This is a genomic window from Pseudomonas sp. F-14 TE3482 (assembly GCF_053629455.1).
The window spans coordinates 4,020,522-4,037,517 of the sequence record NZ_JBRJII010000001.1; the positions used below are offsets into that span (position 1 = coordinate 4,020,522).

17 protein-coding genes are annotated in these 16,996 nt (G+C 60.5%); all 17 read left to right on the forward strand.

All coding sequences use genetic code 11. The annotated features are described in order from the left end of the window. Positions 1–63: 63 nt before the first annotated feature. The 17 genes from AB7M26_RS18265 (at position 64) to AB7M26_RS18345 (ending at position 16,926) form a co-directional block, all read left to right on the forward strand. Positions 64–432, forward strand: a complete 369-nt coding sequence (locus AB7M26_RS18265; protein ID WP_429385581.1) for a Zn-ribbon domain-containing OB-fold protein — start codon at positions 64–66, stop codon at positions 430–432. Positions 433–491: 59 nt separating this feature from the next. Next, positions 492–1,643, forward strand: a complete 1,152-nt coding sequence (locus AB7M26_RS18270; RefSeq protein WP_429385583.1) for a thiolase — start codon at positions 492–494, stop codon at positions 1,641–1,643. Next, positions 1,640–2,437: an enoyl-CoA hydratase/isomerase family protein gene (locus tag AB7M26_RS18275; protein ID WP_429385585.1), complete on the forward strand. Its 798-nt coding sequence runs from the start codon at positions 1,640–1,642 to the stop codon at positions 2,435–2,437. The genes AB7M26_RS18270 and AB7M26_RS18275 overlap by 4 nt, the downstream gene beginning before the upstream one ends. Positions 2,438–2,447: 10 nt before the next feature. Continuing rightward, on the forward strand, positions 2,448–3,236 hold the full coding sequence (locus AB7M26_RS18280; protein WP_429385587.1) for an enoyl-CoA hydratase/isomerase family protein: 789 nt from the start codon (positions 2,448–2,450) through the stop codon (positions 3,234–3,236). A 10-nt stretch (positions 3,237–3,246) separates the two neighbouring features. After that, complete coding sequence (locus AB7M26_RS18285; protein ID WP_429385589.1) at positions 3,247–4,038, forward strand: enoyl-CoA hydratase/isomerase family protein; 792 nt, start codon at positions 3,247–3,249, stop codon at positions 4,036–4,038. A 3-nt stretch (positions 4,039–4,041) separates the two neighbouring features. Next, positions 4,042–4,893, forward strand: a complete 852-nt coding sequence (locus AB7M26_RS18290; protein ID WP_429385591.1) for an SDR family oxidoreductase — start codon at positions 4,042–4,044, stop codon at positions 4,891–4,893. 1 nt (position 4,894) lies between these two features. After that, positions 4,895–6,040: a CaiB/BaiF CoA transferase family protein gene (locus AB7M26_RS18295; RefSeq protein ID WP_429385593.1), complete on the forward strand. Its 1,146-nt coding sequence runs from the start codon at positions 4,895–4,897 to the stop codon at positions 6,038–6,040. Positions 6,041–6,049: 9 nt separating this feature from the next. After that, positions 6,050–7,246, forward strand: coding sequence for an acyl-CoA dehydrogenase family protein (locus AB7M26_RS18300; RefSeq protein ID WP_429385595.1), 1,197 nt, complete (start codon positions 6,050–6,052; stop codon positions 7,244–7,246). A gap of 2 nt (positions 7,247–7,248) precedes the next feature. Next, on the forward strand, positions 7,249–8,403 hold the full coding sequence (locus AB7M26_RS18305) for an acyl-CoA dehydrogenase family protein (RefSeq protein WP_429385596.1): 1,155 nt from the start codon (positions 7,249–7,251) through the stop codon (positions 8,401–8,403). 17 nt (positions 8,404–8,420) lie between these two features. Beyond that, positions 8,421–9,584, forward strand: a complete 1,164-nt coding sequence (locus AB7M26_RS18310) for an acyl-CoA dehydrogenase family protein (protein WP_429385597.1) — start codon at positions 8,421–8,423, stop codon at positions 9,582–9,584. 10 nt (positions 9,585–9,594) lie between these two features. After that, positions 9,595–10,407: an enoyl-CoA hydratase gene (locus AB7M26_RS18315; RefSeq protein ID WP_429385599.1), complete on the forward strand. Its 813-nt coding sequence runs from the start codon at positions 9,595–9,597 to the stop codon at positions 10,405–10,407. Positions 10,408–10,469: 62 nt separating this feature from the next. Continuing rightward, on the forward strand, positions 10,470–11,387 hold the full coding sequence (locus AB7M26_RS18320) for an SDR family NAD(P)-dependent oxidoreductase (RefSeq protein ID WP_429385600.1): 918 nt from the start codon (positions 10,470–10,472) through the stop codon (positions 11,385–11,387). Between the two features lie 69 nt (positions 11,388–11,456). After that, entirely contained in the window at positions 11,457–12,326 is an 870-nt protein-coding gene (locus tag AB7M26_RS18325; RefSeq protein WP_429385602.1) for a MaoC/PaaZ C-terminal domain-containing protein, read from the forward strand. A gap of 13 nt (positions 12,327–12,339) precedes the next feature. After that, entirely contained in the window at positions 12,340–13,536 is a 1,197-nt protein-coding gene (locus tag AB7M26_RS18330; protein WP_429385604.1) for an acyl-CoA dehydrogenase family protein, read from the forward strand. Positions 13,537–13,563: 27 nt separating this feature from the next. Next, positions 13,564–14,694 (forward strand): acyl-CoA dehydrogenase family protein, encoded by a 1,131-nt coding sequence (locus AB7M26_RS18335; RefSeq protein ID WP_429385605.1) that lies wholly within the window; start codon positions 13,564–13,566, stop codon positions 14,692–14,694. A gap of 549 nt (positions 14,695–15,243) precedes the next feature. Continuing rightward, positions 15,244–15,993, forward strand: coding sequence for an electron transfer flavoprotein subunit beta/FixA family protein (locus AB7M26_RS18340; protein ID WP_429385607.1), 750 nt, complete (start codon positions 15,244–15,246; stop codon positions 15,991–15,993). Continuing rightward, positions 15,994–16,926: an electron transfer flavoprotein subunit alpha/FixB family protein gene (locus AB7M26_RS18345; RefSeq protein WP_429385608.1), complete on the forward strand. Its 933-nt coding sequence runs from the start codon at positions 15,994–15,996 to the stop codon at positions 16,924–16,926. It begins immediately after the preceding gene. Positions 16,927–16,996 lie beyond the last annotated feature (70 nt).

The following is a 16,996-nucleotide window of genomic DNA, read 5'->3' on the forward strand; positions in this document are numbered from 1 at the left end:
GAGCTCGCGTTTACTATTCGGAACGTTGTTCATAAAACATAGCCGCTTGTCACTGGAGAGCTCATGCAAAGCCTGCAGCCAGAATCCGACTACCAACGGTTCCTTAATGAGGGACGCTTCATGTTGCAGCGCAGTCGCCAGAACGGTGGCTACTTCTTCTATCCGCGCGTCGCCCAGCCTGGTACCGGAAACACCGACCTGGAATGGGTGCAAGCCAGCGGAGTCGGCGTGGTGTACTCCTCGACAGTGGTCCGCCAGCGCCCACCGACGCCTAACTACAATGTGGCGTTGATTGACCTGGAGGAGGGTGTGCGGATGATGTCCCGTGTCGAAGGGGTGCCGCCTGAAGACGTGCGCATCGGTATGCCGGTGCGGGCAAAGATCGTAGCGCTGGACGCTGATGCGTCGGTGCTGGTGTTCGAGCCAGTCTGATCGGCGCGGTGCACAAATAATTGCAAACCTGCAGCCATAACAACAAAGGCAGGAAACTAATGAATCAAAGTCTACGTGGACAAACGGCCATTGTGGCGGGCGCCACTTATGGGATGGGCGAAGCCCCTGGTCTGTCATCCATGGACCTGGCAGCAGCGGCCAGCGTTCGCGCACTGGCACAGGTGGGGTTGACGCCAGCGGATGTGGATGGACTGTTCGTCAGCGTACCCGACGACATGCTCTCCGGCCTGACCTTCTCGGAATATCTGGGTATCCATCCGCGCTTTACCGACAACAACCGTACCGGTGGATCGGCGTTTCAGATTTACGCCCACACCGCTGCAATGGCTCTGGCTGCAGGGCAGATCGATGTAGCTCTCATTGCCTATGGCAGCAACCAGAAAAGCTCATCCGGCAAGCTGGTGCAATCGTCGCGCCCATCGCCTTGGGAAACCCCGTACCGGCCGATGAATCCGGTGTCTTCGTACGCGCTGGCCGCCGCCAGGCACATGCATCAGTACGGCACCACGCGCGAGCAGCTCGCCGAAGTCGCTGTTGCAGCGCGTAAATGGGCACAGCTCAATCCGGACGCTTATATGCGCGATCCCTTGAGCATCGATGATGTGTTGAATGCGCGAATGGTGTCCGATCCGTTGACCGTGCGTGACTGCTGCCTGGTCACCGATGGTGCTGCGGCTGTAGTCATGGTCCGAGCCGACCGGGCCCGTGACCTGGTTGCCCGACCGGCTTATCTGTTGGGCGCAGGTTCGGCCACTTCACACCGTGAGATTGCTTCGATGGCCGACCTGACCGTCACCGCCGCCCGTGAATCCGGGCAGCGTGCCTATGCCATGGCGGGCGTCGGCCCCGCGGACATCGATGTCGTTATGCTGTACGACGCGTTCACCATCAACCCGATCCTGTTTCTCGAAGACCTGGGGTTCTGTCCGAAAGGCGAAGGCGGTCGATTCGTGTCAGGAGGCGCCATTGCCCCCGGCGGACAACTGGCAGTCAATACCAATGGCGGTGGACTCTCGTGCGTCCATCCCGGCATGTATGGCCTGTTCACCATGGTCGAGGCCACCCAGCAGTTGATGGGCCAATGCGGCGCGCGCCAAGTGCCGCAGGCCAGGCTCGCGATTGCCCACGGCAATGGCGGCGTGTTGTCCAGCCAGGCGACGTTGATTCTTGGTACGGAGGACACGCTGTGAGCCAGGAGCCGACCATTACCGATTCAATCGTTCAGGTCGAGCAGTCTGACGGCGTTGCCGTTGTGACCCTCAACTACCCGCAGCGACGTAATGCGTTCTCGCTGAAAATGCGCGAAACCCTGTATGAGGTCCTTTACCGGCTGATGTATGAGGACGGCTCTTGCCGGGCCATCGTCCTGACCGGCGCCAACGGCGTCTTCTGCGCCGGCGGCGACATTTCCGAGATGAAGGAACGCACGGTGATGCAATACCGTGAACGTAACCTTTTGCCGCTGAATATCTTCCGCCTGCTGGTCGAAGGGCCCAAGGCTGTGATCGCCGCGGTCGAAGGGTTCGCCATGGGTGCGGGGGTTTCTTTGGCCGCGGCCAGCGATTACGTGGTCTGTGCGCCCGATACACGTTATGCCTGCGCATTCGTGAAGGTTGGCCTGATGCCTGATACCGGTCTTTTCTGGTCGCTCGCCCAGAGAGTCGGTGCCGCCAAGGCGCGTGAGTTGATGCTTACCGCTGACGAGTTCAACGGCGAGCAAGCGCTGCGCATCGGATTTGCAAACCAATTGGCACCATCGGGCGAAACCCGTCAGGCCGCCGTCGACATCGCCCGCCAATATGCGCTCATGCCGCCGTTGGCGCTCGCACACCTGAAAGCTGCACTGGCCAACGGCATTGGTTCGCTCGATCAGGCGATCGAAACCGAGGTGAACCTGCAGCCGATCATGCGTCGCAGCCAGGACCATCAGGAGGCCGCCAAAGCCTTCATGGAAAAACGTCCTGCTGTATTCGTTGGCAATTGAGGAGAGCGCAATGTCCGAACATACCGACGAACGTATTCAAGTCACCCGCGATGGCGAAGTGGCGATCATCACCCTGAATAATCCCGGACGGCGTAATGCGATGGGCCGCCAGATGCGCCTTGCGTTGCGCGACACGGTGCATCGGCTCATGGTCGCTGACCCCGAGTCACGTGCCATCGTCCTGACCGGTGCGGGCGGGCAATTCAGCGCCGGCGCCGATATCTCCGAAATGACCAAGCGAACCGTGTCGCAGAGTCGGGAAATACTCGAAGAGTCCTGTGAAGTGGTGCGTGATTTGCTCGGGGGGCCGAAACCTGTCGTGACTGCAGTGGAGGGCGTGGCTTTTGGTGCCGGTCTTTCGCTGGCGGTGGCGAGCGACTATCTGGTGGTGGCATCGAGCGCTAGGTTTTGCGCGGCGTTTCTGCGTATCGGACTGATTCCCGATACCGGCGTGCTGTGGACGCTGCCCAAGAAGATTGGCCCGGCCAAAGCCCGCGAGTTGCTGTCACTGGCGCGTGAAATCGACGGCGTCGAAGCGGGGCGTATCGGCCTGGCTAACCGGGTTGTCGAGCCGGGGCAGGCATTGAGCGCGGCCATCGACTACGCCAAGACCCTGGCCAAGCTGCCACCGCTTGGCGTGGCATTGACCAAAACGGCGTTGACGTTCTCGTCCGATGACATGGACGCCGCACTGCGTGCCGAGATCGACTTCCAGCCGCTGTTGCGCCAATCGAGTGACCACCTCGAGGCAGCCAACGCCTTCCTCGAAAAGCGCTCCCCTGTATTCACTGGCCAATAAGGAACCTGTGATGACTCAACACAGCGACATCGTCCAGGTAGAACATCGGGGCAGCGTGGCAATCGTCACCATGAATTACCCCGAACGACGCAACGCCTTCTCGTTGAACATGCGTTTGGCACTGCTGGAAACCTTCCACCGGCTGCACCACCAGGACGACAGCTGCCGTGCCATCGTGCTGACCGGTGCCGGCGGACATTTCTGTGCCGGCGGCGACTTGTCCGAAATGACTACCGTGTCGCCTTCGTTGCTGCAGATGCGTGAGCGCATCAGCATCGGTGTGCGCCTGTTTCGATTGCTGTTCACCGGAGACAAACCGGTGGTAGCGGCCGTGGAGGGCAACTGCATGGGCGCCGGCATTTCGTTGGCCGCCGCCTGTGACCTGGCGGTCGGTAGCGAAGCGGCCAAGCTGGCCTGCGTCTTCGTCAAGGTCGGCCTGATACCCGATACAGGCCTGTTGTGGACCCTTCCACAGAAAGTCGGTGCAAGCAAGGCTCGCGAGCTGATGCTGGGTGCAGAACCTTTCGATGGCATCCAGGCGGGGCAATTCGGCCTCTTCAATCAGGTCGTCGCACCAGGCGAAGCCCTGGAAGCGGCTGTGGCTCGAGCTCAGCACCTGGCAGCGTTGCCGCCAGTCACCCTGGCCTTGCTCAAGTCATCGCTGGTGCGTGGCGGCGACAGCATCGAGGCCGCATGGCGCCGCGAGGTGGATCTCAACCCGCTGACCCGCCAGACCCAGGATCACCAGGAGGCTGTTGCGGCCTTCATGGAAAAACGTCAACCGACTTTCAGCGGGAATTGAACCATGTTTGCGAGCAACCTTTTGGCAGGCAAAAAAATCCTGATTACCGGTGGTGGTACCGGATTGGGCAAGAGCATCGGCCAACGTTTTCTGGAATTGGGCGCGGAGTTGGTCATTGCGGGTCGGCGCAAGGAAGTGCTGGACGCTACCGCTGAGGAGTTCCGCGATGCGCTGCCGACAGCGCGAGTCAGTACCGTGCAGGCCGATGTGCGCGACGCTGACTCGGTCGAGGCCATGATGGAAGAAGTATGGCGCAGCGGGCCACTGGACGTGCTGATGTGCAACGCGGCCGCCAATTTCATCGCGCGCACCGAGACGCTGTCGCCGCGAGCGGTGGATGCGGTGTTGGACATCGTCCTGCACGGTAGCTTCTATTGTGCAATCGCCGCCGGCAAGCGCTGGATCGCCGAGGGGCGTGCCGGCAATATCATCAGCACGGTCTCCACCCCGACCATGACCGGATCGGCGTTTACGGCGCCCAGCGCAGCCGCCAAGGCAGGGGTGCTGGCCATGACCCGCAGTCTGGCAGTGGAATGGGGGCCCAAGGGCATCCGCCTTAATTGTGTTGCCCCCGGGTTGTTTCCCACTCCGGGTGCCTGGGAGCAGCTCTATCCACCGGGTTCGCAAGTCGAACCCCAGGAGAAGAGCGTTCCGCTGCGCCGCTTCGGCGACCATCGCGAATTGGCGGATCTGTACAGCTATCTGGCCAGTGAGGGCTCCGCCTATATCAACGGCGAAATGATCGTGATGGATGGAGGGCGCTGGATGCAAGGTGTGGGCGGGCCGAGTTTCCGTGCCATGCAGGACTGGAACGAAGACCAGTGGCAAGCCATGCGCGGCAAAGGGCGTACATGACATGGGTGGTCCACTGGCGGGAATCAAAATCGTCGAGCTGGCCGGCATTGGCCCGGGTCCGATGTGCGCGATGTTACTGGCCGACCTGGGGGCGACCGTCATTCGTGTCGACCGCAAGCAACCTGCCAAGCTCGGTATCGAGCGTCCGTTGCAGTACAACACCCTGCTGCGTAACCGCTACGCGATTGCCGTCGATCTCAAGGATCCGGCGGGTGTGGAGACGGTACTGCAGTTGGTAGAGCAGGCAGATGCCCTGATAGAGGGATTCCGTCCTGGCGTCACTGAACGCCTGGGCCTGGGGCCGGAGGAGTGTCTGGCCCGTAACCCGCGTCTGATTTATGGCCGAATGACCGGCTGGGGCCAGCAGGGCCCGATGGCTAAATATGCGGGTCACGATCTCAACTATCTGGCACTCACCGGCGTACTCGATGCCATTGGCCGTGAAGGCCAGCCGCCGACTATCCCGCTGAACCTGCTGGGTGACTACGCGGGCGGATCGTTGTACCTGGCACTCGGTCTGCTGGCCGGCATCCTTGAGGCTAAAAGCTCAGGCAAGGGTCAGGTAGTCGATGCGGCGATCGTGGACGGCACTGCGCACCTGGCAACCACGTTCTTCGGCATGATGGCCGCTGGCATCTGGAAGGAGGGGCGCGGGACCAACATCACCGACAGCGGTTCGCCTTTCTACGATTGTTATGCTTGCTCCGATGGCAAATTCATCAGTGTGGGCCCCATCGAAAGCAAGTTTTACGACGAGCTGCTGCGCCTCATGGATCTGGACCCGCATCTGTTGGGAGAGCAGATGGATCGCTCCGCCTGGGCCAATGCCAAGCAGGTGCTCGCCGCACGTTTCAGCAGCCGCACCCGGGACGAATGGGTCGCTTTGCTGGAGGCCAGTGATGCCTGTGCTGCCGGGGTCTTGAGTTTTACTGAGGCCGCCGACCATCCGCATCTGCGCGCACGGGGAACCTTCATCGAGGTTGACGGCGTGACTCAGCCTGCGCCTGCACCCCGTTTCTCGCGCAGCGTCCCGCAAACCCCCTTTGCACCCCAGCCCATCACACCGTCGAACACCGATACCGCGTTGTCCGCCTGGTTCGCCCCGGATCGGGTCGCCCAATTGCGTGAATGCGGCATCATTGATTGAGGAAACTCCATGGAATTGCGATTCACACCGGAAGAACTGGCATTTCGCGATGAGGTCAGGGATTTTCTGAAGAATGCCGTGCCTGCTTCGATCCGGCGCAAGGTCGAATATGGCCAGCGCCTCTCCAAGGAGGAAATGGTCAATTGGGTGCAGATTCTCAATGCCAAGGGCTGGTCATGCCCGGCCTGGGCCCCGGAATGGGGCGGGCAGGCCTGGAGCGCCACGCAGCATTACATCTTCAAGGAGGAGCTGCACATGGCGCCCGCGCCCGAGCCGATCTCCTTCAATATGAACATGATCGGACCGGTGCTCATCGCCTTCGGCACGCAGCAACAGAAAGAGCACTTTCTGCCACGCGTCGCGAACATGGATTACTGGTTCTGTCAGGGCTTCTCGGAGCCTGGCGCGGGCTCGGACCTGGCCTCTTTGCGAACCAGCGCGGTGCGCGATGGCGACCATTATGTGGTCAACGGTCAGAAGCTCTGGACGTCCACTGCCCATCATGCCGATTGGTGTTTCATCCTCGTGCGCACCGACGCCACGGCGAAGAAGCAGCAGGGCATCAGCTTTGTGTTGATGGACATGAAAACGCCCGGCATTTCCATTCGCCCGATCGTTACCCTGGATGGACATCACGAAACCAACGAGATGTTCCTCGATAACGTGCGTATCCCGGTGAGTAATCTGATCGGCGAAGAAAACCGGGGCTGGGACGTCGCCAAGTTCCTGCTGGGTAGCGAACGGGGAGGAATCGCCCGTGTCGGCCTGTCCAAATTCCGCGTACGCCGGGCCAAGCAATTGGCGCGCAAGACGCCCGCCGGCGATGGCGTACTGGCAGACCAGCCGCGCTTCCGCGAGCGCGTCGCAGCCCTGGAAATCGAGCTCAAGGCATTGGAAATGACGCAGATGCGTGTCATTGCCGACAGCGACAAGTTCGGCCACAGCCCGGATCCGAGAAGCTCCATTCTCAAGATGAAAGGTTCGGAGTTGCAGCAGGCAGCCACAGAACTACTGATGGAGGTCGCCGGGTACAACGCCCTGGAATATGACCACGCTTTCGTCACGGGTGAACGTGAGGTGCAGCACGACGATGATTGGGCACGCACTATCGCGCCGAATTACTACTGGGTACGCCACGTCTCCATCGTAGGGGGCTCCAACGAAATCCAGCACAACATCCTGGCCAAAACTCTGCTCGGACTTTAAGTATGAATTTCGATTTCAATGAAGAACAGCGCATGATCAAGGATGCGGTCGACCGTCTGGTCGCCGACCGCTATGGCTTTGAACAGCGCGCGCGTTACTTGGGCGAGGCCGATGGCTGGAGTCGTGAGCTCTGGGCCAGCTACGCCGAACTGGGCCTGCTCGGCCTGCCGTTTGCCGAGGCTGACGGTGGTTTCGCAGGCGGTCCCGCTGAAACCATGATCGTCATGGAGGCGGTGGGCCGTGGCTTGCTGCTGGAGCCCTATCTGGCAAGTGTGGTGTTGGCCGGCGGCCTGGTGGCCAGCGCCGCCGACGAAGAACAGCGCGCCGAAATACTGCCGCCCCTCATTGCCGGAGAACGGCTCCTGGCATTCGCTCACAGCGAAGCACAAGCCCGCTATGACCTGGGCGACGTCGACACCCGTGCCCGCCGCGATCGGGATCACTGGGTCATCGATGGTTGCAAGCGCTTCGTGCTGCATGGCGACTGCGCCGACCAGTTGATCGTGTCAGCTCGCGTCAGCGGCGAGCGGTGCGATCCCGATGGCATCGCCTTGTTCGTCGTCGACGCCAAGGCTGTCGGCGTGAGTTGCAGGGGTTATCAAACCCAGGACCGCTTGCGCGCCGCGGACATCACTCTGGATGGCGTGCGTGTTCCGTTGGTGGCGCTGCTCGGTACGTCCGGCCAGGCGTTGCCGCTGATCGAAAAAGCCGTCGACGGTGCCATTGCGGCCTTGTGCGCTGAAGCCGTCGGCGCGATGCAGCAGGCTTTCGACATGACTGTGGAATACCTGAAGCTGCGCAAGCAGTTCGGCGTGCTCATCGGCTCGTTCCAGGTGCTGCAGCACAGTGCGGTGGACATGCTGGTGATGATCGAACAAGCGCGCAGTATGGCCTATTACGCCAGCATGATGGTCAACGAAGAAGACGTGCTCGAGCGTCGCCGTGCCATCGCCGCGGCCAAAGTGCAGATCAACCGATCGGCGCGCTTCGTGGCGCAGCAGGCCGTGCAACTGCATGGCGGCATCGGCGTGACCGAAGAATGTCGGGTGGGCCATTTCATGCGGCGCCTGTCCATGATCGAAATCCTGTTCGGCGATGCCGACCACCATCTAGCCCAGCTGGCGCGCGACGGCGGACTGATCGCCGCTGACGCCTGAATCGACGAGAGAATCCTATGAAACATGACGCAAACGACCCGTACCGCGAACTGCGTGACTCCCTGCGCAGCCTGTGCTCAGAGTTTCCGGATGAATACTGGCGCCAGATCGATCATGCGCGCACTTACCCGGAAGCGTTTGTCGACTCCCTGACCAAGGCGGGCTGGATGGCCGCGCTGATCCCGGAAGAGTATGGCGGCTCGGGGTTGGGACTGACCGAGGCGTCGGTGATCATGGAAGAGATCAACCGCAATGGCGGCAACTCGGGGTTCTGCCACGGTCAGATGTACAACATGAACACGTTGCTGCGAAACGGCTCCGAAGCGCAGAAGCGCCAGTACCTGCCCAGGATCGCCAGTGGCGAGTTGCGCCTGCAGTCCATGGCGGTGACGGAACCCACCACGGGTACCGACACCACCAAGATGCGCACCACCGCTGTAAAGAAAGGTGATCGCTATGTCGTCAACGGGCAGAAGGTATGGATTTCTCGCGTCCAGCACTCGGACTTGATGATTCTGTTGGCTCGCACCACGCCGCTGGCCGATGTGAAAAAGAAATCCGAGGGCTTGTCGTGCTTCCTGGTCAACTTGCATGACGCCATTGGCAAAGGGCTCGATGTGCGGCCCATTCCGAATATGGTCAACCACGAGACCAACGAGCTGTTTTTCGACAACCTGGAGATCCCGGAAGAAAACCTGATCGGCGAAGAAGGGCAGGGTTTCAAGTACATCCTCGACGGGCTCAATGCCGAGCGCACGCTGATTGCGGCAGAATGCATCGGCGACGGTTACTGGTTTGTCGACCGTGCCACGCGCTACGCTAACGACCGCGTGGTGTTCGATCGGCCGATCGGGAAAAACCAGGGTATCCAGTTCCCCATCGCCGAAGCCTACATGGACATCCGTGCTGCGGACCTGATGCGCTACCGTGCCTGCGAACTCTTCGACGCTCACCAGCCGTGCGGCGCCGAGGCCAACATGGCCAAACACTTGGCTGCGACTTCTTCGTGGAAGGCGGCGAACGCCTGCTTGCAGACCCATGGGGGTTTCGGCTTCGCCTGCGAGTACGACGTGGAACGAAAATTCCGCGAGACCCGCTTGTACCAGGTGGCACCGATCTCCACCAACCTGATCCTTTCCTACGTGGCCGAGCACATTCTCGGTCTGCCGCGGTCGTTCTGAGGAGGTTGGAATGAGCTACGAGAGCATTCTCTACGAAATCAAGGATCGCATCGCCACCATCGCCATCAACCGGCCGGACCAGCTCAACAGCTGGAATGACCAGGTGGCGACGGAGGTGTACGACGCGATGCAAGCGGCGGGTGCGGACCCGGGCGTGCGAGTGATCGTCTTCACCGGTGCCGGCAAGGCCTTCTGCGCGGGCGGTGACATCAATAGCTTTGGCGGCGACCCGAACGGGTTGATGACCAAGCTGCCGCGGCCTTTCGACATGCGCAAGCGCGCCGATTGGCAGACCCGATGCTCTTATTACCCGGCCATTCCCAAACCCGTGATCGCCATGCTCAATGGCGCGACAGTGGGAATCGGTCTTATCCACGCACTGTTCTGCGACATCCGGTTTGCCGCGCAAGACGCCACGATCACGACAGCGTTCGCCCGTCGTGGCCTGACGGCCGAGTACGGCATGGCCTGGATCCTGGAACACCATGTCGGCCAGGCGCATGCCCTGGACCTGCTGTTGTCGGGACGCAAGATCAAGGGCCGCGAGGCCGAGCGCATGGGCCTGGTAAACCTCGCAGTGCCTGCCGATGAATTGGTTGCTCACACCTATGCCTACGCCCGTGACCTGGCGCAGAACTGCTCGCCGCGCTCGATGCGCATCATGAAGCAGCAGTTGTGGGAGGTGCCGTTCCAGACGTGTCATGAGGCGGTGATGAGCGCCGGCCTCGATATGCCGATCGCCAATCAAGGGGAAGACTACAAGGAGGGCATCGCCAGTTTTATGGAGAAGCGCCCACCGCAGTTCCCGGACGATAAATTCTGAATACTCGCGACCACGGGCTCCTGCGGGGCAGTGGTCCAATCTAACAACAAGAGGAATCCGTTATGAGTGGAATGGTTGAAGGTAAAGTCGTGGTCGTCACCGGTGCCGGTAACGGTATTGGTCGAGCCATTGCATTGGCAATGGCGTCTGAAGGTGCCCGCTTGGTGGTCAACGACCTGGGTTCTTCGGTTCATGGCGAAGGCCAGGACGCAGGCCCTGCGCAGCGTGTGGTCGATGAAATCAAGGCCGCGGGTGGCGAAGCGGTGGCCAGCACCGATAGCGTGGCGGGTTGGGATTCGGCCCATCGAATCGTGCAAACCGCGATGGATACGTTCGGCCAGATCGACACCGTGGTGAACAATGCCGGCATCCTGCGTGACCGCATGTTCCACAAAATGGACGAGCAGGAATGGATGGCGGTGCTCAATGTGCACCTCAATGGTTCGTTCTTCATGGCCCGCGCCGCCGCCCCGCATTTCCGCGCGCAGGGCTCGGGCAACTACATCCATATGACGTCCAACACTGGCCTGGTCGGGAACATCGGTCAGGTCAATTACGCGGCGGCCAAGATGGGCATCGTCGGCATGTCCAAGGCGATCGCTCTGGACATGGCCAATTTCGGCGTGCGGTCCAACTGTATCTCGCCAGCGGCCTGGAGCCGGATGATCGGCGCGGTCCCCACTGACACGCCAGAGAAAAAGCTGCAGGCCGAGCGTATGGAGCGAATGATGCACCCCTCGCGTCAAGCGCCGTTGGCGGTGTTCCTGGCCTCCGACCAGGCCAAGGATGTGTCGGGCCAGATCTTCTACGTACGTGCCAACGAAATCATGCTGGTCAGCCAGCCGCGCGTTACCCGTTCCGTACACCGTGACAATGGCTGGACCCCGCGCGACGTGGCCGAGCACGCCATACCCGCGCTGCGCTCAAGCTTCCTGCCCTTGCATCAGACTCACGACGTCTACAGCTGGGAACCCATCTGAGCTGAATGCCATCAAGCCCCATCGATGCTGTCGTTGGGGCGAGCCCGACACCAACTGCGAGCGATCCCCATGTTGAACTATGAACGCGTCAAGCACTGGCCTATCGAAGAGGTCACGCGCAGCTATACGGAGCGCGACACCATTCTTTACGCTCTCGGCCTCGGGGTGGGTGGTGATCCAATGGACCCCGTCCAGCTGCGGTTCACCTATGAAAAAGAGTTGCAATCGGTGCCGACGCTCGCGGCGGCAATCGCTTGGCCCAAGCCATGGATGACCAACCCTGACACCGGCGTGAACTACCTCAAACTTGTTCATGGAGAGCAGGATACCCGCTGGTTTCTGCCGATGCCGACCAACGCAACGGTGATCAGCCGTACCCGTGTCAATCGAGTCTGCGATAAGGGTGAAGGCAAGGGTGCCATCGTCGAACTGCTGCGCGACATTATCGACGCAGGCAGTGGCGAGCGCATCGCCCAGACGCGCCAGGTGTCCTTCCTGCGTGGTGATGGTGGTTATACGGCGCAAGGCGGCGCCAGTGACGAACCGCCAGAGAGCCTGCCGGCGGTGCCGGATCGCGCGCCTGATTTTGAATATGAACTCTTGTCGCCTACCCAGGCCGCGCTGATCTACAGGTTGTCCGGCGATGCCAACCCGTTGCATGCCGATCCTGAGGTGGCGTCACGTGCGGGTTTCAAACAGCCGATCCTGCATGGCCTGGCCACCTACGGCATGGCGGCTTTCGCCGCGATCAAGTGCTGTGCCGATGGCGAAGCATCGCGGCTCAAGCGCTTGGCCGCGCGTTTTACCTCGCCTGTCTACCCAGGTGAAACGCTGCGCTTCCAGTTTTGGAGCGGCGAGGGCGGTCGGGTGCACCTGCGGGCGCGGATCGACAGTCGCGACACTGTGGTGCTGAACAACGGTTTGATCGAGATCGATTGAGGAGTATGGGCCGATGGACTTTCGTGAAAGCGCCGAAGATCAGACTTTTCGCCTGCAAGTGCGTGCATTCGTAGAGCGCGAACTGCCGACGGACATCCGTGATCGGGTGTTGAATTTTCAACACCTGGGCCGCGAGGATTATGTGCGTTGGCAGCGCATCCTGCACCAGCAGGGGTGGGGGGCACCGGGTTGGCCGGCTGCCTTTGGCGGCGCGGGCTGGACGGCTGCGCAGCGCAACATCTTTGACGAAGAATGCTTCACGGCAGGTGCGCCAAGACAAATGCCGTTCGGGTTGTCCATGGTCGCACCGGTGCTGCAAAAATTCGGCACACCGCAGCAGCAGGCGCGTTTCCTGCCGCGTATTCTGGATATGAGCGACTGGTGGTGCCAAGGCTACTCGGAGCCGGGCGCAGGTTCCGATTTGTCGGCACTGCGTTGCCGGGCCGAGGTCAGTGGCGACAGCTATCTGGTCAATGGCCAGAAGATATGGACATCGTTCGCGCAGTGGGCGAACTGGATTTTTTGCCTGGTCCGTACGCACAGCGAAGGCCGCCAGCAGGAGGGCATTTCCTTCTTGCTTATCGACATGTCCACCCCTGGAATTCAGGTGCGTCCGATCAAAACGCTCGATGGTGGCCACGACGTGAACGAAGTGTTCTTCGACAACGTCCGGGTGCCTCGGGACAACCTGGTGGGTGAAGAACACAAGGGCTGGGCCATTGCTAAATACCTGCTCGGTCATGAACGCACCAACATTGCCGGCCTGGGCAATTGCAAACGGTTCATGCGACGGCTCAAGGAAATCGCCGCCAGCACCCAAAAACACGGCCGGCCTCTCCTCGAAGACGTGCGGTTTCGCGACAAGGTCGTTTCCATAGAGATGGAGCTGCTCGCCCATGAATGGTCGTTGCTGCGCTTGATCGACCAGGAAGGGAAGGGGCAGGGCAAAGGCATTGAGGCCTCGCTGTTGAAAATTCGGGGCTCGGAGATACAGCAACGCCTGACCGAGCTGATCATGGAGTGTGCCGGGCCTTATGCGGTGCCCTTCGTGCCCGAGGCACTGGAAGGTGACGCCGACATCGACACGGCCAATGGACGATTGCTCAACGCATTGGCGCCGCACTATCTGGACTGGCGCAAGATCTCGATCTACGGCGGGTCCAACGAAGTGCAGAAGAATATTATTGCCAAATTGACCCTTGGCCTTTGACCGGCGCATACGCCCGGAGGTTTTGCGATGGACTTCTCCCTCAATGAAGAGCAGCAGATGCTCGCTGACCTGGTTGCCCGCTTTGTCGAACGCCAATGCGATTTCGAGGCGCGCCGCGTCTCGGCTGCGAGCGACCGGGGCTGGTCCGAGGACAACTGGGCGGCGCTCGCTGAAACTGGCCTGTTAGCCCTCGCTCTCGATGAGCAGTATGGTGGTCTCGGCGCTGGAGCCGAAGAAATGCTGGCGGTGATGGAAGCATTTGGCCGGGGGCTCGTTCTGGAGCCCTATCTGGCCAGCGCGCTGGTCGGCGCCCCGCTGCTGCAGCGGGTTGGCAGCGTGCAGCACAAAGAGCATTTGTTGCCGACGTTGGCCAGTGGTGAACTTCGCATCAGCCTGGCAACGCTGGAGCCGCAGAGCCGATTCGACTTGTGCGATGTGTCGTGCATTGCTCGCGAAACTCAAGACGGTTTCCGTCTGGAGGGGCGCAAGAGCGTGGTATCGCACGGTGACTCTGCTGATTGGCTGATCGTTTCCGCGAGGACCGGCGGCGCGCAAACTGACCGTCATGGCATTAGTCTGTTTCTGATTGATGCGAACTCGCCCGGCGTCATCGTACGCAGTTTTGCCGGGCTGGATGGGCAACGTGTCGCGGAGGTGCAGTTTGATGGCGTCAACGTGGCTCGAGATGCCTTGCTGGGGCCGGTGCATGAGGCATTGGAGGATCTGGAGTGGGCCGTGGATCGTGCCTGCTTCGCCTTGTGTGCCGAAGCCGTAGGTTGCATGGACCGCTTGATTGAACTGACAGTCGAGTATCTGCAGACCCGCAAGCAGTTTGGCAAGCCGATCGGCACCTTCCAGGTGTTGCAGCATCGGGTTGCCGAAATGCTCGGGCTGAGCGAGCAGGCACGTTCCATCACCCACTACGCTGCGGCCAATCTAAATGGTGAGCGCGATGATCGAGCACGCGCGGTTTCAGCCGCCAAGACCTTGGTCGGACGCGCCGGCCGCTTGATCGGGCAACATGCCACGCAGTTGCACGGCGGCATGGGCATGACCGATGAACTCGCGGTGGGTTGGTTCTTCAAGCGTTTGACCGTGATTGATATGACATGGGGCGACAGCGACCACTACGTCGAACGTTATGGCACATTGATGTAGGGCAAATCCGCAGGAATCAATCCGATTCAGCACCAAAACCCAGGGCCGCATTGCGGCCCTGGGTCGTGGTGGTCCAAGCGAAAGCAGGCTCGCTAGCGGAGCATCGCCAGGCTGCCTGTCGGTGCGTAGCAGGTATAGGGATGGAGGTGGCAAGCCTCGACACGAGCTCGAAGCTCAGCCTGGCGGCTTTCGATAACGAAATGCGCGCCAACGATGAGGGCGAACATGAACAGCGAAACACTAACGGGTAAGGATAGTTTCATGTCGTTCATACCTGCTTTTAGCAGTGTTATTGGAATTAGTAGCGCCTGGCCCTCTGTCGAGATGCGTGGTCTCTGGGAGTACATCTCAGGCGCTGGCTTGATCTTGCCACAGCGCTCAGCAAAACTGAACGCCGTTTGTAAATATAAATAGCAGGTGTGTGAAGGTTTGCCAGCGGAATAGGACGAGTGGTTCGACCAGGCGCTCGGATCATAGAGGCGAACGTTTGACAATGCGCCAAACGTTATTCATCATTGTGAATGTCGTTCGTATATTTGCGAGGTTGCGATGAAGGTTTTTGTAGCTGTGAAACGTGTGGTCGACTACAACGTCAAGGTTCGCGTCAAACCGGATAACTCTGGTGTCGACCTTGCCAATGTCAAAATGTCGTTGAACCCATTCTGCGAGATCGCCGTGGAAGAAGCCGTACGCCTGAAAGAGAAGGGTGTTGCGACTGAAATCGTCGTCGTCTCCGTCGGCCCGTCCACCGCTCAGGAGCAACTGCGCACCGCGCTGGCTCTGGGTGCCGACCGTGCCATCCTCGTCGAATCCGCCGAAGATCTGACTTCGCTGGCTGTTGCCAAACTGTTGAAAGCCGTTGTCGACAAGGAACAGCCTCAGCTGGTGATCCTTGGCAAACAGGCCATCGACAGCGACAACAACCAGACTGGCCAGATGCTCGCGGCATTGAGCGGCTACGGTCAGGGCACGTTCGCGTCCAAAGTCGAAATCAGCGGCGACAGCGTTGCCGTGACTCGTGAAGTCGACGGCGGCGCGCAGACGGTTTCCCTGAAACTGCCGGCCATCGTCACCACCGACCTGCGTTTGAACGAGCCGCGCTACGCGTCCCTGCCAAACATCATGAAAGCCAAGAAGAAGCCTCTCGAAGTGCTGACTCCGGACGCTTTGGGCGTTTCCACCGCCTCCACCAACAAGACCGTGAAAGTCGAAGCGCCAGCTGCACGCAGCGCGGGTATCAAGGTCAAGTCGGTGGCTGAACTGGTCGAGAAACTGAAAAACGAAGCGAAGGTAATCTAAATGACTATCTTGGTTATTGCTGAACACGACAACAAAGTGCTGGCCCCGGCCACGCTGAACACCGTCGCTGCCGCCGTTAAAATCGGTGGTGACATCCACGTTCTGGTTGCAGGCCAAGGCGCTGGTGCCGTGGCTGAAGCCGCTGCGAAAATCGCGGGCGTGGCTAAAGTGCTGGTGGCCGATAACGCCGCCTACACTCACCAGCTGCCGGAAAACGTTGCTCCTCTGGTTGCCGAATTGGGCAAGGGCTACAGCCACATCCTGGCTGCCGCGACTTCCAACGGCAAAAACATCCTGCCGCGCGTTGCCGCTGCACTGGACGTTGACCAGATCTCCGAGATCATCTCGGTCGAAAGCGCTGACACTTTCAAGCGCCCGATCTATGCCGGTAACGCCATCGCCACCGTTCAATCGAACGCTGCGGTCAAAGTGATCACCGTGCGTGTTACCGGTTTCGACCCGGTTGCTGCTGAAGGTGGATCGGCTTCGGTTGAAGCCGTTGCAGCTGCTCACGATGCGGGTATTTCCAGCTTCGTCGGCGAAGAATTGGCCAAGTCCGATCGTCCGGAACTGACCGCTGCCAAGATCGTCGTTTCCGGCGGCCGCGGCATGCAGAACGGCGACAACTTCAAACATCTGTACGCCCTGGCCGACAAGCTGGGTGCTGCCGTCGGTGCTTCCCGCGCCGCCGTCGACGCAGGTTTCGTACCCAACGACATGCAGGTCGGTCAGACCGGCAAGATCGTTGCTCCACAGCTGTACATCGCCGTCGGTATCTCCGGCGCGATCCAGCACCTGGCCGGCATGAAAGACTCCAAAGTGATCGTTGCGATCAACAAGGACGAAGAAGCGCCGATCTTCCAGGTGGCCGATTACGGCCTGGTGGCGGACCTGTTTGAGGCTGTACCGGAATTGACTGGCAGTCTAACCTGACGCTAACGGTCGTCGCAGGTCCGGTACAACGCGGCGACCTCTACATGAGCGGCAGGTGCGGGCCCCCCCT